Origin of the sequence: Aeromonas oralensis (assembly GCF_049665575.1) — a bacterium.
In the GTDB taxonomy this organism is placed as follows: Bacteria; Pseudomonadota; Gammaproteobacteria; order Enterobacterales; family Aeromonadaceae; genus Aeromonas; species Aeromonas hydrophila.
In genome coordinates this window covers 774,725-791,692 of sequence record NZ_CP187186.1, presented here as the reverse complement: position 1 = coordinate 791,692, position 16,968 = coordinate 774,725, and the positions used below count along the sequence as shown (strand labels likewise).

The window sequence follows — 16,968 nt, the reverse complement described above, 5'->3', positions numbered from 1 at the left end:
TGCCCAGCCCCATCGGGAATTGGCTTTTCTGCCAAATAAAACCTAAAAAAACTGGAAAATGGAGTGTTCGCTATGATTGGAATCGAGTTACTTGTCGTGCTCGCCGCTATCTATCTGGGGGCCCGGATAGGCAGCATCGGCATCGGCTTTGCCGGTGGTTTGGGGGTACTGGTACTGACCTGGGGTCTGGGGATGCCAATTCCCAGCGACCAGCTGGTCACCTACATCCCCTGGGACGTGATCATGATCATCGCGTCCGTCATCTGTGCCATTGCCTGTATGCAACTGGCCGGTGGCATGGACTATCTGGTCTCCCTGGCCGAGAAAGCCCTGCGCAAGAACCCCAAATACATCACCTTCGCCGCCCCGGTCGTCACCTATCTGATGACCATGCTGGCCGGTACCGGTCACACTGCGTTCTCCACCCTGCCGGTGATCGCCGAAGTGGCCAAGGAACAGGGCATTCGCCCATCCCGTCCGCTCTCCATCGCCGTCATCGCCTCCCAGATCGCCATCACCGCCTCGCCCATCTCTGCGGCCGTGGTTGCCTTCTCCGGCATGCTTGAGCCGTTTGGCGTGGATTACCTGACTCTGCTAGCCATCTGCATCCCCTCCACCTTCATCGCCTGCATCCTCGGCGCCTTCGTCGCCAACATGCTGGGCAAGCCGCTCGACCAGGATGAAGTCTACCTGGAGCGCAAGGCCAAGGGGCTGATCAAGCTGCGCGGCACCACCAAGCTGGAGCTCAAGCCTTACGCCAAGGTGTCGGTCTGGATCTTCATCGCTGCCATCGTGGCCGTGATGGCCTACGCCACCGCCATCTCCGGTAAAGTGGGCCTGATCGCCAACCCGCCGATCCCCCGTGATGGCGCCATCATGGGCATCATGCTGGCCGCGGCCACCATCATGACCCTGGTCTGCAAACTGGACGCCACCCAGGTCACCAACATGCCGACCTTCAAGTCCGGCATGTCCGCCTGTATCTGCGTACTGGGCGTGGCCTGGCTGGGCAACGTCTTCGTGAAAGGCAACATGGACACCATCCAGCTGATCGCCGGCGACCTGCTCAACCAGTACTCCTGGCTGCTGGCCGTGGTGCTGTTCTTCGCCGCCATGCTGCTCTACTCACAAGGCGCCACCACCAAGGCCCTGATGCCGGCCGCCCTGGCACTGGGTGTCAGCCCACTGACCGCCATCGCCTCCTTCGCCGCCGTGAGCGCCCTGTTCGTGCTACCGACCTACCCGACCCTGCTGGCCGCGGTCGAAATGGATGACACCGGCTCCACCCGTATCGGCAAGGCGGTATTCAATCACCCCTTCTTCGTCCCGGGTGTCGCCACCATCGCCATCGCCGTGGCGCTGGGCTTCTTCTTCGGTGGCATGATGCTCTAACCAGCATTTAATTCCACAAACACGCAAACGGCCCTGTTCGGGCCGTTTTTTATGCCTTCTTTTCAGGTCAAACCATTAATTAATCCTTGTACGCTTCAGTTTCTATCAAGGTTCGCAGATCTACTCTGGGGCATCGGAACAGAAACCGATCAACAGGGCCGAGCACAGGTCCGACAGTGTTTACACCAGAGGAACGAACAATGAAAAAGACAGCATTGACCATGGCCATCTCCAGCGTGCTGCTGGCCGGTGGTGCGCAAGCCGCTACCGTCTACAACCAGAACGACACCAAACTCGACATCGGTGGTCGCGCTCAAGGCATGTACTACGGCACTGATAACAACGGTTCTGAAGGTGACCAGAGCTACCTGCGTCTGCACGTTGCCGGTGAAACCAAGATCGACAACGAGCTGACCGCGTTCGGCTTCGCTGAATACAACCTGCCGGTCTCCGGCTCCGACAATGACGAACTGCGCTATGCCTACGCCGGCATCAAACACGATCGTTTCGGTGCCTTCAGCTATGGTCGCCAGGATGGTCTGTTCACCAAAGCAGTGAACAACTACACCGACGTGCTGCCAGAGTGGGGTGGTGACGGTCTGGGCAAGGACACCGAAGTGTTCGGTACCGGTCGTACCAACGGCCTGGCCCAGTACATCTACACCTATCAGGGCCTGACCCTGGGTGCCCAGTTCACCGGCAACAACGATCCGCAGAACGCAGATCGCTCCAACCTGACTGCCACCAACGGTACCTGGAATCCGAAGGGCTCCGCCGAAGGCTTCGCCGTGTCTGCCAACTATGACTTCGACATGGGCCTGAGCCTAGGTACCGCATACAACCAGGCTGGCAAGACCGACGAGCAGGCCGCCAACGCCGCCTTCGGCGGTGACCGCGACGCCAAGCTGTACGGTGTCGGTGCCAAGTACGCCGTCGGCGACCTCTACCTGGCAGCCACCTACTCCCACGGTGAAGACCACCTGTTCGTCAACAACGGCTACGCCGAGAAGATGGATGGCTACGAAGCCGTCGCCCAGTACGCCTTCGGCAAGTTCAAGCCGTCCCTGGCCTACCTGCGTACTGATGTGAAGGACAACGCTCGCGGCATCGATGACACCGCCACCGAGTACGTCTCCATCGGTGCCTGGTACAACTTCACCGACAACTTCAACGCCTACGTTGATTACAAGATCAACCTGCTGGACAACGCCAACGGTACCCACACCAACTCGCTGGGCAAGAACACCGACGACGTGGTCGCCGTAGCCCTGCAGTACAACTTCTAAGTCTTCCCTGAATTGCCTACTGTATTTTTTACCGGCCGCCCAGCGGCCGGTTTTTTATTGCCCGTCAGATGTTGACCCGCGCCAGACTCGGCTCGCGGTGAAAACAGTTCACCAGCAGCAACAAGGTCGTCACCCCCACCGTTCCCAGTACCAGCCAGGGTAACCAGGGCTGACCCTGCAGCATGGCGTAGTCATGCAGCGCGCCGCCCCCCACGTAACCCGTCATGCCCCCCAACGCCAGCCCCAGCCGGCTGAAACCCATGTAGCTGCCGCGCGCCCCCGGCTGCGCCAGTTTGGTCATCAGCGTCTCCCGCGCCGGTTCCGCGATGACGATTCCCAGATAGAAGCAGGCCAGCAGCATGAATACCGCAGGCAGGGTGTTGGCAAAGGCCACCAGCCCGATGCCGGTGGTCATCAGCAGCACCCCGGCCATCAAGCGGCTCTCCAGTTTGAAGTGGCGCTCGCCATAGCGCGCCAGCGGATAGAGCAGCGCCAGCGAGATGGCGGTTTCCAGGGTATACATCCAGCCCACCGCCGTGGTGGTGCCCGCCATCTGCTTGACCAGGATGGGGAAGATCAGCATCACCTGGACCCAGAGTGCGTAGTAGCCGCTCAGGATCAGCACCAGCCGGCAGAACGCCTTGTCCGCCAGCACCTGGCCGAGGCCGGCGCGGATTGGGGTTGGCCTCACCGAGAGTTTGTAGGCGGGCAGGATCAGCAGGTTGCACAGCGCGGCGCAGACAAACAGGCCGGCCCCCAGCAGGCAGACATACTCGAAATCGAAGTTGAGCAGCCAGCTGCCGAGCAGGGCCCCCACCACGGCACCGGCGCTCTCCAGCATCATCAGCAACGAGATGTAACGCCCACGCTGACGGGGCCGGGTGAATTTGATCACCAGCGCGGCGCGGGGCGGATCGAACAGACAGCCTCCCAGCCCCGAGATGACGCAGGAGAGGATCAGCTCCAGCCCGCTCTGGGCATAGGCCAGGCTGGCAAATCCCGCCGCCCGCAGCAGCATGCCGCCCACGATGAGCGGCCGCGCGCCGAACTTGTCCGCCAGCGAGCCACCCAAAATGCCCAGCCCCTGCTGGGTCAGCTGGCGCAATCCCAGCGCCAGCCCGACCACCCCGGCCGCCCAGCCGAGTTGATCCACGAAGCGCAGGCTGATCATGGGCATCACCACGAAGAACCCCAGGATCACCAACAGGGAATCCAACGCCAAAAACCACCGCCCCAGCCGCCTCGCCCGCTCCACCATGACTACCCGTCCCCTGTTTTTCTGATGACATGCCGATTAATTCGTCTCATCGCCCGAATGACGCCGTCACCAAACGGGCTCAAGGTGCAACAAGCCCCTGAACCAATATGGCAATATGCCAAAGCACAACGATTGATACTGCTATTCTGGAAGGACGCCAGATATAGTGGTAGCCGACAACTGGCTATATTTTATATTGGATTATGTTATGGCTATGACCCTCGACGATCTGCAATTGCTGCTGGATGTGGTCAATCGCGGCAGCTTCAGCAAGGCGGCCGCCGTGCGCGGCTGGTCACAACCCATGGTGAGCCAGCGGATCGCCGTGCTGGAACAGGATCTGGGCCAGCCCCTGTTTCGCCGCCACCGGCGCGGCGCCACCCCCACCCCGGCCTGCGAGCAGTTCCTGCCAGCCGCGAGTGCGGCATTGAGTGCGCTGGAAGGGGGTCGCCTGGCAATGCAGGGAGCGCCGGCGCTGCCGCGCATCCGGCTCGCCTGCCTGCCCTCCCTGACGACCGTGGTGTTCGGCCCCCTGCTGCTGGCACTGGTCGATGAAACCTTCGAGATCCGCTGCAACACGGATCACTCCGGCATCATCATGCAGGAGCTGCTGACCGGCGAGACCGACGTCGGCTTCATCCTCAAGTGCCCGGCCATCGCCGGCATCCAGCTCGAGTTGCTCTATCGCTCCCCCATCATAGCCGTGGCCTGTGCCACCCATCCGCTGGCCGGGCGGCAGGGCCTGACCCTGCAGGACATCGCCAACGAGCGGCTGGCCCCCCAGCAGTGGGGCACCGGCTGCGACGAGCTGATCCTGCAGTTGCGCCTGCTGCGCCAGGTGGCGAGCCCGCTGCACGCCATCCAGCCTGCCAGCGCGGCGCGGGAGCTGGCGCTGGAACACGGCTTCATCACCCTGATGCCGGCGCTCGCCATCGCCCGGGATCTGGAGTTCGGCCGGCTGGTGCAACTGGACGTGGTGGATCTGCCGCCGGATCACTGGGATGTCATGATGGCCTGGCGCAGCGGCAAACGGCCCAATCCCGCCAAGGAGCGGGTGCTGGAGGCCGCCCGTACCCTGGCTCGGCGCTGGGCGGGCAAATCCCCATAAAAAAGCGCCGGACAAGTCCGGCGCTCTATCTCTGTTACGGTGACTCAGGCTCAGTAGCTGGCCTTGAGGGTCACCCCCGAGAAGGCGCTGTAGGCGCTCAGCTGCACGTTCCAGGTCCCCGCCTTGGGCGAGTTCAGGGTACAGGTCTCGGCGTTGCCGCTCTTGTAGGGGCGGCAGTCATAGCTGCTGCTGGTCGGCACGCTGCCGAACTTCACATAGAGATCCGCATCGCCGGTACCGCCGCTGCTGGCGATCACCAGCTGGCTCTTGCCGGCCGGCACGTCGATGGTGAAATTCAGCTTGCCACCCTTGGCGGCGGAGAGACCGGTCACCGGCACCCCGTTTTGCAGCACGCTGCCCGGCTGTGGCGTGGTGCCGCCACAGGTGGCATTGACCCCGACCGTGGTAAAGGCCGCCGTCACGTCGGTCACGCTGTAGCCCAGATCGGTAGCCGCCTTGGTCACGCCGCAGGCGCCCTGATCGAAGGTGGTGTTGGCGCCCCAGTAGAGACGGTTGGCCAGCACGAACACTTCAAAGGCCTTGCGGGTGTTCCAGCCGCTGGTGTTGGCCAGCAGGTAGAAGGCGCGGTTGTAGACACCGGAGCTGTGGTGCACGTCGATGCCATCGTAGTAGTCGCTGGCATGGCCGATGGAGCTGCCGTCCCGGGTCGGATCCTCGAAGTAGCGCAGCGAGCCGTTGCCCTTGAAGATCTGGGCGCCCACCAGCCAGTCGTTGCTGCCCTTCATGTAGTTCTCGGCCGCTTCCCCCGCCATGTCGGAAAAGGCCTCGTTGATGCCGCCTGACTGACCGGAGTAGACCAGCCCGGAGTTCTGTTCGGTAAAGCCGTGGCTCACCTCGTGGGCCGCCACGTCCAGGCTCACCAACGGGTAGAAGGTGGTGGCGCCGTCACCGAAGGTCATCTGGCTGCCGTCCCAGAAGGCATTCTCGTAGTTGCGGCTGTAGTGCACCCGCATCTTAAGCTTGAAGGTCAGCGGCGCCGTGTTGTACCAGTTGCGGTACATGTCGAACACCACGTTGCCGAAGTAGTGGGCGTCGTTGAGCGGCGAGTAGGCGCCGTTGATCTCCTTGACCGTGTTCTCCGGGCAGGTGAACTGATGAATGGCGCCGCCCGTGGTGGCGTGATTCATGTTGAGGGTGTCCACGTTCGGGCTGCTCATCCGGCAGTTGTCATCCACCAGCAGCGGGCCGAAGTCGGCGCCGTAGAAATACTTGCCGGTCTTGACGTTGCCACCCGGGCCGGTGGCGTCCTTGTGGTTGATCCCTTCCCAGCGCTTGAGCTCGCTGCCGTTCTGGGCATCGATCACCACGAAGGGGCGGCTCGGCTCATCGCTCGCCGCCAGCCAGGAGACCAGATAGACCAGGCGGGCCTGACCGGCCTCATCCTGCATCACGAACAGCTTGACCCGCTCGTTGCTGCCCTTGGCCCCGGCTCGTGCCTTGCTGGCGGCATCGGCCGGCGACAGGGCGGCGGTCGGGCTGGCCACGTCGGCATCGATCTGGCGCAGGATCTGGCCGGAGACCTGGCTTATCTGCCCGCCGAGGGACTGCTCGGCCACCAGCACCTGGCCCCAGACCGGGATCCCGTGCCAGGTCTGCTCATAGCGTACCCGCTGCTGACCGTTGGGCAGCTTGACCGCCCGCACCTGACGAAACTCGCCATCCCCTGCCAGCGCGCTCACCCCGGCAGCGCCGCTCGGCGCCCCTTGAATGCCCGCTACCTGATGCACATCCACCTGTTCTGCAGCCAGCGCTGCGCTTCCCCAGCAGACCAATACCACGGCCAAATAGACTTTGTTCATCCGTCTTTTCCTTAAGTCGATGAAGATTACACGTCGGGTCCGTTGCCCGGCGCTCCTACACTAGTTGGCACGTTCAAGATTGCTGCCTGTCATATGTGACAGAGCAGCACAAACCCATAGCAGGATCTGCTGTTGCCCCTGTTTGGTAGCGTGGGAAGAGTTCAAAATGGCGAATAACACCAAAAAAAGCCGAACAATGGCCAGGCGCTTTCTGGCCGCCGCCAATCGCCCCTCCATATGGGGATGGCGGGGCGCAAGAACAGATGGAAAACCCTTGGCGTACAAGGGGTTGATTGGCTACATTGGCGGTTTGGCGGCCCGCTTCGGGCCCTGACTGGAGGGGAGGTGCGGATGTTTTCATGGCAACTGGACGACGAGCTGGCGCTGCTGTTCCTGCAGCCCGACATGGCCAGCGAACTCTTTGCCCTGTGTCGGGAGAACCGCGACTACCTGACCCAGTGGCTGCCCTGGCCGCCCTACATTCAGCAGCCCGCCGACAGCGCCACCTTCATCCGCCACGCCATCGAGAAGTTTGCCCGCGGCGAGGGGCTGACCACCGCCATCGAGTATCAGGGGGAAGTGGTCGGCGTCATCGGTTACAACCAGATCGACCGGGCGCTGGCCAAGGTCAGCATCGGCTACTGGCTGGCCGAGCGCTGGCAGGGCAACGGCATCATCACCCGCGCCTGCCAGTCCCTGATCCATCACGCCTTCGAGGAGATGGGGATGGAGAAGGTGGAGATCAGCGCCGCCACCGACAACGAGCCCAGCCGGGCCGTCTGCGAGCGCCTCGGCATGCAGCAGGAGGGCATCACCCGCCGTGCCGAGCGGCTGGCCGACCGCATCGTGGATCACGTTCACTACAGCCTGCTGCGCGATGAGTGGCTCAGGCAGAGGGATCACTGATGGCACTGCCACACCTGTGCACGGCCCGCAGCCAGCTCACCATACTGCCCCCCGAGCGGGCCGACCTGATGCTGGATTTCTATCTGCGCAACCGCGCCCACCTCGCCCCCTGGGAGCCCAGCCGGGACGAGAGTTTCTACACCCTGAGCCACTGGCACGGCCGGCTGCGCGACAGCTATGGCCAGTTTTTCAATGGCAGCGGGGTGCATCTGGTGGCGCTCGATCCCCATGGTGAGCAGGTGATCGCCACCTGCAACTTCACCAACATCCTGATGGGCGCCTTCAAGGCATGCCATCTGGGTTACGCCATCGACCAGGCCCACCAGGGACAGGGGCTGATGCAGGAAATCGTCGAGGCCGGCATCGACTACCTGTTCCGGGAACACGGCCTGCACCGCATCATGGCCGGCTACATGCCGTCGAATCAGCGCAGCGGCGCCCTGCTCGAGCGGCTCGGCTTCGAGCGGGAGGGGTACGCCAAAGACTACCTGATGATCAACGGCCGCTGGGAGGATCATATCCTCACCGCGCGCCTCAACCCCGCGCTCTAACCGGTTTCCGAGCCGGCAAGAATCCCGTCAAGGCCGAGGAACGGGCATAAAAAAACGGGCCCGAAGTTGCCTTCGGGCCCGTTCTTCAGATGAGGTGCAGGCTTAGTTGGCCTTGGCATCGCTCACTGCGGCTTCTGCCTTGGTGGCTACGTCAGCGGCAGCCTTCTCAACGGTTGCAGTCGCTTCGGAAGCGGCCTTCTCTACGGTAGAGGTGGCTTCGCTAGCGGCTTTCTCAACAGTTGCAGCAACGTCGGCGGCCGGAGTAGCAGCCGGAGCGGCGGCTTCTTCTTTCTGACCACAAGCGGTCAACATCAGACCCAGGATACCGGCTACCAGTACTTTGTTCATGTGCATACCCTCAGAAAAATATGGAGAGATGGTTGGTACAACCATCACAGTGCGTCCTTTCACCCGGTGAAAAACCCATATGCCGGGAGCCAAGAGGCGCGCGAAATATATCCCCATACGCGCCCAATGAAAACGAGTATCACAATGATATTTTCTCGTTGGCTGGATGAAAAGAACTACTACAACGACAAATATTAATACAAAACACTGTAAACGGCGCAGTTTCGTACAATAAAACGCCACAGGCCCCGTGGTTGCTGGCAATAAACGGCTATTGCCTTGTGCCGACAACCGCGTGCGGACAGCGCCTCAGTCAGACAGGATCTGACAAGCCAGTCGTTTCCCCTCGCGGGCGCTATCGCGGGCCAGGTCCAGCAGCGCCATCACCGCCAGTGCCTCGCCGGCCGGCACCGGGTTCGCCCCCTCCCCACGGATGGCGGCGCAGACGCCGCGATAGTAGGCGCCGTAGTCCCCCGCCTCGCCAGCCACGCTCTGCTGCTGCAGCTGACCATCGCGGATCCGGCTGAGCTGGCCGGGTTCGTTGTCCACTCCCCAGTCTGCCGCCGGCGGCCGCTTGCCGAGCTTGAGCTGATCCTCCTGCACATCCATGCCGAACTTGATGAAGGAGCCCTCGCTACCGTGGATGACGAACCGCGGCATGGTGGCCGACACCAGGCAGCTGCCGTGCAACACGACCCGCATCTCGCCATAGCCGAGCACCACGTGGAAGTAGTCATCCGCCAGGGCAGCGGGGCGCTGCTGAGCCAGATCCGCCTGCAGCCAGTCCGGCTGACCGAACAGCTGGAGCGACTGATCGAGGATGTGGGGGCCGAGATCGAACCAGAGGCCGGAACCCGGACCGCCCGCCTCGCGCCAGCGCTGGCGCACCTCGGGACGATAGCGATCGAAGTGGGATTCGAACTGGGCAACCTGACCGAGCGCTCCTTCCGCCAGCAGGCGGCGTACGGTGAGAAAGTCACCGTCCCAGCGTCGGTTGTGGAAGATGCTGAGCAGCCGCTGCTGCTTCTCCGCCAGCTCGACCAGCGCCTTCGCCTCGGCCAAATCCAGGGCGAACGGCTTGTCGATCACCACGTGCTTGCCGGCCAGCAGGGCCTCACGGGCGATGGGGGCATGAGTGTCGTTGGGGGTGGCGATCACCACCAGGTCGACCGACGGGTCCGCCAGCACCTCGGCCAGCGAACCGACCCGGCAACCGGGCAGATCGCTCTGCACCTTGGCGGCATCGCGGCTCACCACCCAGCCGAGGGAGAGCCCGGGCGTGCTGGTCAGAAACGGGGCGTGAAAGGTTTGGCCTGCAAAGCCGTAGCCCACCAGGGCGGCATTGATTGTGTGGCTCATCCGGTTTTCTCCACGGGTAGCTGTGTCACGGGGCGCAGGCAAACCCTTGCCTGCCAAATAATGAAGGGGGCCCAAGGCCCCCTGAGTGTGCCCATCAGAGCACAGGATTTATTGCAAACACAAGCGCCGGCCCTGGCGGGTCATCAGCATCAACAGGGGGGCAGCAGCAGCCACATGTGCAGCGCCAGCTGGCTGAGCGGATCATGCATCAGTACACCGATGAAGCCCACCAGCGCACCTGAGCCGCTCATCTGGAACAGACCGAGCAGGGCGGCGGCGGTGCCGGCGCAGTGGCCGAACGGTGCCAGCGCCATGCCGGCGGCCGCGCCCAGGATCATGGCAAAGCCGATACTGGAGAGGAACACCGGGCCCATCATGGCCAGCGGATGCTCGATGTGCATGGCCAGGGTCAAGGCGATGGCGGAGAGCAGCAGCACCAGCAGGCCGATGCGCAGGGTGCGTCTTGGCCCCACTCTGGCGATGAAACGGGGTGCCAGGAAGCAGGCCAGGATGTTGAGTGCCGCGTTGGCGGTGAACCAGTAGCTGAAGCCGCTCATGTCCAGCCCCAGCTTCACCATCAATTGCACCGGCGCCGCGGTGACATAGGCCAGGATCACCGCCATCGCCAGCATGCACAGCGTCGCGTTGAACAGGAAGCTCGGGGAGCGCAGCACCGGGCTGTAGCGCGACCAGCTGATGAGCGGGCCGCTGCTGCTGGTCTCTTCCGGGCGGGTCTCCGGCATCCGCCACAGCAGCCAGCTACCGACGATGACCGCATAACCGGCCATGAACCAGAAGTTGGCCGACCAGCCCGCCTTGGCGGTGAGCCAGCCACCGAGCAAGGGGGCCAGGGCCGGAATAAAGCAGATGGCACCGTTCAGGTAGGAGATCATCTGACCGCTCTTCTTGGGGCCGTAGCTGTCACGCACCACCGAGAAGGCGGCGACCGAGGTGGCACAGGCGCCAAAACCCTGCAGCACCCGCGCCAGCATCAGCTCGCCCAGGCTGGCGGCAAAGCCAGCCCCCAGGGCGCTCAGACCGTAGAGCAGCACGCCGCCAAGGGCGATGGGCTTGCGGCCGTAGCGATCGGCCAGCGGCCCCACCAGCAGTTGCCCCAGTCCCATGCTGAACAGGAACCAGGTGATGGTGCCCTGCATCAGAGTCACCTCGGCCCCCAGCTGCTCGGCCATCTGCGGGATGGCGGGCAGGTATATGTCGATGGCCAGCGGACTGAACAGCACCAGTAGGACAAGCAAAAGAATCAATGGCATCAGTCACCTCGTGGCATGGGGAAAATAGATTGGGGCGCGAGTCTACTGGCTCACAGTAATGAATTGAAATGGTATTTAATCACTTCTGTTATTCCATTCAGGAAACATTCATTTTATCCACATCTTGCCATGACCCCGGTGAAGGCGATCCAGGGCAATTGGCGCTTTTCCTGGGCGCCAGCCCCGCATAGAATGCGCAGATTATTTTTGCGGAGGTGCTCGATGAACAAGCTTGTCCTGGCAACAGGGAACCAGAAAAAGGTGAAGGAATTGGCCGCCATGCTGGCCGATATGAAGATCCAGGTGATCCCGCAGAGCGAGTTTGCAGTCTCCGATGCCGACGAGACCGGCACCACCTTCGTCGAGAATGCCATCATCAAGGCCCGCCACGCCGCCCGCATCACCGGCCTGCCGGCGGTTGCCGACGACTCCGGCCTGGAAGTGGATCTGCTGCACGGCCGTCCCGGCGTCTACTCCGCCCGCTTTGCCGGTGAAGGTGCCAGCGACAAGGACAACATCGACAAGCTGCTGGGCGAGCTGAAAGGGGCCCCTGAGTATCTCAAGAGCGCCCGTTTCTGGTGCGTGCTGGTCTACATGCGCCACGCCGACGATCCCACCCCCATCATCTGCCAGGCCAGCTGGGAAGGGATGATCATCGACGAGCCGCGCGGCCAGCACGGCTTCGGCTATGACCCTGTGTTCTTCGTACCCGATCACGACTGCACCTCGGCCCAGATGCCGGCCGAGCTCAAGAACCAGCTCAGCCATCGCGGCCAGGCGCTGGCCAAGCTGAAGGCGGCCCTGGCGGCGGTCAACTAAAGCGCTGTCTCCCGCCGCGTTGTCATCTACAATGGGGGCCGTCGGCCCCCGTTTCGTTCGCGGCGCCCCGGCCCGTTGTCATCGACGACAAGGGCAACCCGACCCCTGATGATTTTTTGAATACTGGAAACCCCATGCTGCAACTGCCGCCCCTCTCCCTCTATATCCACGTGCCCTGGTGTGTCCAGAAGTGCCCCTACTGCGACTTCAACTCCCATGCCCAGAAGGGAGAGCTGCCCCACCTCGAGTACGTTGCCGCCCTGCTGGAGGATCTGGAGCAAGACCTGCACTGGGCCCAGGGGCGCACCCTCTCCTCCATCTTTATCGGTGGCGGCACGCCAAGCCTGCTCTCCGTGGAGGCCATGCAGACGCTGCTGGACGGGGTGCGTGCGCGCATCGAACTCACCGCGGACTGCGAGATCACCATGGAGGCCAACCCGGGCACGGTGGAGGCGGACAAGTTCGCCGGCTTCCAGCGGGCCGGCATCAACCGTATTTCCATCGGGGTGCAGAGCTTCCAGCAGGAGAAGCTGACCCGGCTCGGCCGCATTCACGGCCCGGAAGAGGCGCGCAAGGCCGCCGAACTGGCTCACGCCATCAAGCTTCCCACCTTCAACCTGGATCTGATGCACGGCCTGCCGGATCAGAGCCTGGCAGACGCGCTCTCGGATCTGCAGCAGGCCATCGCCTGTGCGCCGCCGCACCTCTCCTGGTACCAGCTCACCATAGAGCCGAACACGGCGTTTGCCTCCAAGCCGCCCACCCTGCCGGAGGATGACACCCTGTGGGACATCTACGAGCAGGGTCACGCCATGCTCACCGCCCACGGCTATCAGCAGTACGAGATCTCGGCCTATGCCAAGGCGGGCTACCAGTGCCGCCACAACCTCAACTACTGGCGCTTCGGCGACTATCTGGGGATCGGCTGCGGCGCCCACGGCAAGGTGACGGATCTCGCCAACCAGCAGATCCTGCGCACCGCCAAGGTGAAGCATCCGAAAGGCTATCTGGACCCGATCCGCCCCTATCTGGACGAGCAGTGGCAGGTGAGTGCGGACGATCTGCCGCTCGAATACTTCATGAACCGGTTCAGATTGTTTGAACCGGCCCCCAAGGCGGAGTTCGAGGCCTACACCGGCCTGCAGCTGGAACGGGTAGAAACCATGCTGACCATCGCCCAGAGCAAGGAGCTGATCGAAGATCTCGGCGACAGCTGGCAGCTCACCTCCCTCGGCCATCGCTATCTCAACGTGCTGCTCGAACTCTTTATGGACGAATGAGGTAACCGCCTTTAACCAGATGGAAGACAAGCGGGGCGCCATGAGCGCCCCGCTTGTTTTGGTTCCAAGAACCTGTTCACGGTCTGTCGCGAGAGGCTGTCAGCAAGGTGAAGAGCAGCGCAGGAACCGGAGTGTGTAAGTACACATGAGGATTGCGAGCAGCACATGAGCCTTGATCACGGCCTCGCAGCAAGATCGTGGACTGGTTCCAAAGCAGGAACCCGCTCAGCAGCAGACGCGTACCATCTGCTGTTGACCGGGCTCCCACCGCTTGCCGTGCTTGGCCTTGCGCTGATAGCTGCCCTTGCCTTTCTTGCTCGGTTCGACCCGGGCCTGGAACAGGGGAGAGGTCACCAGTGCCTTGAGGTGGTTGTCCTGAATGATGCCGCGCTGATGTTCGCAGGCAGGTTCGGTGGTGACCCGGGTCACCTTCTTCTTGGCCATGTCGGCTCCTTGATACGGTTGGTCGTGTTTGCCCATCGCCCCTGCCACCACAGATCCGGGGCAGGCGGCGAAAAAACGTGCCGATTGTGCACCTCTCCCGGCCCGCCTGCAAGGGGGCTGGTAAGCTCCTCAGGCCGGTTGATAGACGACCCGCACCAGCCCGCTTGGCAGCACAGTGCTCGACACCGGCACCAGCGCGCCGGGCAGCGTTCCTGCAAAGAGCGGTACCCCGCCTCCCAGGGTGACCGGCACCCAGAACAGGATCAGCTCGTCCACCAGTGCGGCCTGCAGTCCCTGCCTGACCACCTCGCCGCCATCCAGATAAAGATGGCGGCTGCCCGCCTGCCACAGCTCGTCCAGCACTTGCGCCAGCGCCCCCTGCCGGAAGGAGACATGCTCACGGGGAGCGGCGGGTCTGTGGGTCAATACCACCACCGGCTTGTCGCCATAAAACCACTCGGGAAAGCCGAGCACAGTGTTGTAGCTGTTGCGCCCCATCAGCAGGGTATCAACGCTCGCCATCAGCGCGCTGTAGCCGGTCTCTTCCTGGGAGTCGCCGTTGTAGGGTTCAAGCCAGGCCAGATCGCCCCCCTCCCCGGCAATGAAGCCATCGAGGGAGAGGGCAAGAAAGGCGGATACCCGGGGCCGGTGCAGCTCAGTGCTCATGGTCGTGGTGCTCATGACGGGAGGGGGCGCCGGACTCCAGCGTCTCCAGGATGGCGCAGTGCTCCGCCGAGCGCGGGCCGCCGCAGCAGATGTTGGAGAGCTCGCGCAGGTTGTCGCGAAAACGGGTCAGCTCAACGATCTTCTGCTCCACCTGTTCGAGCTTGGTGTCGGCCACCGCCTTCACCTCCTGACAGGTGACCTTGGCCTTGTTGGTATCGAGATCCAGCAGCTCGCCGATGTCGGCCAGCGAGAACCCCACCGACTTGGCGCGGATGATGAACTCCAGCCGCCGCTTGTCCTGCTCACCATAGAGGCGATAGCCGGACTCGTTGCGAATGCCTGGCGAGATGAGACCATTCTTCTCGTAAAAACGCAGGGTATCCGCCTTCACCCCGCACGCCTTGGCCAGCTCCCCGATCCGATACATGCCTTTTCTCCCGTTGAATTTGCCACACAGCCACAACCGGCCCCCACTATCGCCCCTTTGCCCGGCGATTGCCAGCCGGCAGCAGGAAAGAGGACGCGGCCACCCTTTTGCCATCAAGAGACTGAAAAGACAAACGTTTCACAAAAACCAACCAGAAAACGTTTAACACCGCACCAGACAAGGCTTTGTCACTTTAAAAAATCCACCACGGGTCACATTTTTTGTGTAGAATACGCGCCCACAAGAGAGCGTCGCGTCAAGCGGGCATTTCCTAAAACGCTTTTGCCTGTCGGCAGGTTTTTCAGGCGAGAGCGGTTTGCGAAATCCCCCACTTCCATTTATTTGGGGACTCTCTGTGTTGAGCCTCGCCTCCCATGGAACGGTCCCCGTTATGCTGAGGACGATAGTGTGATGGAACAAGCTCGACCCATTCGCCGTGCACTGCTGAGTGTGTCTGACAAGACTGGCATCCTGGAATTTGCCAAGGCACTCAACGAACGTGGCGTGGCCCTGCTCTCCACCGGCGGTACCGCCAAGCTGCTGGCCGACGCCGGTCTGCCGGTGACCGAGGTTTCCGATTACACGGGATTCCCTGAAATGATGGATGGCCGGGTCAAGACCCTGCATCCCAAGGTCCACGGCGGCATTCTCGGCCGGCGCGAGCAAGACGACGCCATCATGGCCCAGCACGCTATCTCCCCCATCGACATGGTCGTGGTCAACCTCTATCCCTTCGCCGCTACCGTCGCCAAGCCCGGCTGCACCCTGGCCGATGCGGTCGAGAACATCGATATCGGCGGCCCGACCATGGTTCGCTCCGCCGCCAAGAACCACAAAGATGTGGCCATCGTAGTCAAGGCTGCCGACTATGACCGCGTCATCTGCGAGATGGATGGCAACGGCAACAGCCTGAAACTGGCGACCCGTTTCGATCTGGCCATTGCCGCCTTCGAGCACACCGCCGCCTACGACGGCATGATCGCCAACTACTTCGGCACCATGGTTCCCTCTTACGGTGACAACAAGGAGGGTGACGAGGAGTCCCGCTTCCCGCGCACCTTCAACAGCCAGTTCATCAAGAAGCAGGACATGCGCTACGGCGAGAACAGCCACCAGGCCGCCGCCTTCTATGCCGAGGAGCAGGCCGCACCGGGTTCGGTGGCGAGCGCCATCCAGCTGCAGGGCAAGGCCCTCTCCTACAACAACATCGCCGACACCGACGCGGCGCTGGAGTGCGTCAAAGAGTTCGACCAGCCGGCCTGCGTCATCGTCAAGCACGCCAATCCGTGCGGCGTGGCCATCGGCAGCGACCTGCTTAGCGCCTACGAGCGCGCCTGGCAGACCGACCCCACCTCCGCGTTTGGCGGCATCATCGCCTTCAACCGTGAACTGGATGGCGCCACAGCCAAGGCCATCGTCGAGCGCCAGTTCGTCGAGGTGATCATCGCCCCCACCGTCAGCCAGGCTGCCCGCGACGCGGTCGCCGCCAAGCAGAACGTGCGACTGCTCGAGTGCGGTCAGTGGACCGCGCCGGCGCAAGGCTTTGACTTCAAACGTGTCAACGGCGGCCTGCTGGTGCAGGAGCGTGACCTTGGCATGGTGACCCTGGGGGATCTGACCGTGGTCAGCAAGCGTCAACCCACCGAGGCTGAGCTGAACGATCTGCTGTTCTGCTGGAAGGTGGCCAAGTTCGTCAAATCCAACGCCATCGTCTATGCCAAAGACGGCCAGACCATCGGCGTCGGCGCCGGCCAGATGAGCCGCGTCTACTCTGCCAAGATCGCCGGCATCAAGGCCGAGGATGAAGGGCTGACCGTGGCGGGCTCCGTCATGGCTTCCGACGCCTTCTTCCCGTTCCGCGACGGCATCGACGCCGCAGCGGCAGCCGGCATCTCCTGCGTCATCCAGCCCGGTGGCTCGATGCGCGATCAGGAGGTGATCGACGCTGCCGACGAACACGGCATGTGCATGCTGTTCACCAACATGCGCCACTTCCGTCACTGATGGATCAGGGCCGCCACCGGCGGCCCTTT

At 62.7% G+C, this 16,968-nt stretch carries 15 protein-coding genes and 1 pseudogene; 8 read left to right on the top strand and 8 right to left on the bottom strand.

Going from position 1 to position 16,968, the window contains the following annotated elements; all coding sequences use genetic code 11:
- Positions 1-72: 72 nt before the first annotated feature.
- A complete protein-coding gene (locus tag ACPDZI_RS03965) occupies positions 73-1,392 on the top strand; it encodes an anaerobic C4-dicarboxylate transporter (protein WP_011704800.1) in 1,320 nt (439 codons plus the stop codon).
- Positions 1,393-1,592: 200 nt separating this feature from the next.
- Positions 1,593-2,678: a porin gene (locus ACPDZI_RS03960; RefSeq protein WP_135320524.1), complete on the top strand. Its 1,086-nt coding sequence runs from the start codon at positions 1,593-1,595 to the stop codon at positions 2,676-2,678.
- 64 nt (positions 2,679-2,742) lie between these two features.
- Here the strand turns inward: ACPDZI_RS03960 and mdtH are convergent, their stop codons facing one another.
- On the bottom strand, positions 2,743-3,936 hold the full coding sequence (gene mdtH, locus ACPDZI_RS03955) for a multidrug efflux MFS transporter MdtH (RefSeq protein ID WP_011704798.1): 1,194 nt from the start codon (positions 3,934-3,936) through the stop codon (positions 2,743-2,745).
- 208 nt (positions 3,937-4,144) lie between these two features.
- Between mdtH and ACPDZI_RS03950 the strand changes: the two genes are divergently transcribed.
- Positions 4,145-5,044 (top strand): LysR family transcriptional regulator, encoded by a 900-nt coding sequence (locus tag ACPDZI_RS03950; protein WP_175610384.1) that lies wholly within the window; start codon positions 4,145-4,147, stop codon positions 5,042-5,044.
- 50 nt (positions 5,045-5,094) lie between these two features.
- Here the strand turns inward: ACPDZI_RS03950 and ACPDZI_RS03945 are convergent, their stop codons facing one another.
- Positions 5,095-6,864: a M4 family metallopeptidase gene (locus ACPDZI_RS03945; RefSeq protein ID WP_438834055.1), complete on the bottom strand. Its 1,770-nt coding sequence runs from the start codon at positions 6,862-6,864 to the stop codon at positions 5,095-5,097.
- A gap of 351 nt (positions 6,865-7,215) precedes the next feature.
- Here ACPDZI_RS03945 and ACPDZI_RS03940 point away from each other — a divergent pair, with 351 nt between their 5' ends.
- On the top strand, positions 7,216-7,770 hold the full coding sequence (locus ACPDZI_RS03940; RefSeq protein WP_438834054.1) for a GNAT family N-acetyltransferase: 555 nt from the start codon (positions 7,216-7,218) through the stop codon (positions 7,768-7,770).
- Positions 7,770-8,321 carry a ribosomal protein S5-alanine N-acetyltransferase gene (gene rimJ, locus ACPDZI_RS03935; RefSeq protein WP_202012555.1) on the top strand — a complete coding sequence of 184 codons (552 nt, stop codon included), beginning with the start codon at positions 7,770-7,772 and terminating at the stop codon, positions 8,319-8,321. Before ACPDZI_RS03940 ends, rimJ begins: the two co-directional genes overlap by 1 nt.
- Before the next feature lie 102 nt (positions 8,322-8,423).
- On the opposite strand, the gene ACPDZI_RS03930 is transcribed toward rimJ, so the two are convergent.
- The 3 genes and pseudogenes from ACPDZI_RS03930 to ACPDZI_RS03920 form a co-directional block, all read right to left on the bottom strand.
- Entirely contained in the window at positions 8,424-8,669 is a 246-nt protein-coding gene (locus ACPDZI_RS03930; protein ID WP_005309486.1) for a hypothetical protein, read from the bottom strand.
- Between the two features lie 309 nt (positions 8,670-8,978).
- Positions 8,979-10,028 (bottom strand): oxidoreductase, encoded by a 1,050-nt coding sequence (locus tag ACPDZI_RS03925; protein ID WP_438834053.1) that lies wholly within the window; start codon positions 10,026-10,028, stop codon positions 8,979-8,981.
- A 108-nt stretch (positions 10,029-10,136) separates the two neighbouring features.
- Positions 10,137-11,299: pseudogene (locus tag ACPDZI_RS03920) on the bottom strand (multidrug effflux MFS transporter).
- Between the two features lie 222 nt (positions 11,300-11,521).
- Here ACPDZI_RS03920 and rdgB point away from each other — a divergent pair.
- Both rdgB and hemW read left to right on the top strand, forming a co-directional pair.
- Complete coding sequence (gene rdgB / locus ACPDZI_RS03915) at positions 11,522-12,118, top strand: RdgB/HAM1 family non-canonical purine NTP pyrophosphatase (protein WP_041217113.1); 597 nt, start codon at positions 11,522-11,524, stop codon at positions 12,116-12,118.
- Between the two features lie 134 nt (positions 12,119-12,252).
- On the top strand, positions 12,253-13,398 hold the full coding sequence (hemW, locus tag ACPDZI_RS03910; protein WP_438834052.1) for a radical SAM family heme chaperone HemW: 1,146 nt from the start codon (positions 12,253-12,255) through the stop codon (positions 13,396-13,398).
- Between the two features lie 225 nt (positions 13,399-13,623).
- On the opposite strand, the gene ACPDZI_RS03905 is transcribed toward hemW, so the two are convergent.
- The 3 genes from ACPDZI_RS03905 to zntR form a co-directional block, all read right to left on the bottom strand.
- Positions 13,624-13,842, bottom strand: coding sequence for an alternative ribosome-rescue factor A (locus tag ACPDZI_RS03905; RefSeq protein WP_017410628.1), 219 nt, complete (start codon positions 13,840-13,842; stop codon positions 13,624-13,626).
- 129 nt (positions 13,843-13,971) lie between these two features.
- Positions 13,972-14,508, bottom strand: a complete 537-nt coding sequence (locus ACPDZI_RS03900; protein ID WP_438834051.1) for a dihydrofolate reductase family protein — start codon at positions 14,506-14,508, stop codon at positions 13,972-13,974.
- Positions 14,498-14,935, bottom strand: coding sequence for a Zn(2+)-responsive transcriptional regulator (gene zntR / locus ACPDZI_RS03895; RefSeq protein ID WP_005309469.1), 438 nt, complete (start codon positions 14,933-14,935; stop codon positions 14,498-14,500). The genes ACPDZI_RS03900 and zntR overlap by 11 nt, the downstream gene beginning before the upstream one ends.
- Before the next feature lie 411 nt (positions 14,936-15,346).
- On the opposite strand from zntR, the gene purH reads away from it, so the two are divergent.
- Positions 15,347-16,939, top strand: a complete 1,593-nt coding sequence (purH, locus tag ACPDZI_RS03890; RefSeq protein ID WP_323934667.1) for a bifunctional phosphoribosylaminoimidazolecarboxamide formyltransferase/IMP cyclohydrolase — start codon at positions 15,347-15,349, stop codon at positions 16,937-16,939.
- Positions 16,940-16,968 lie beyond the last annotated feature (29 nt).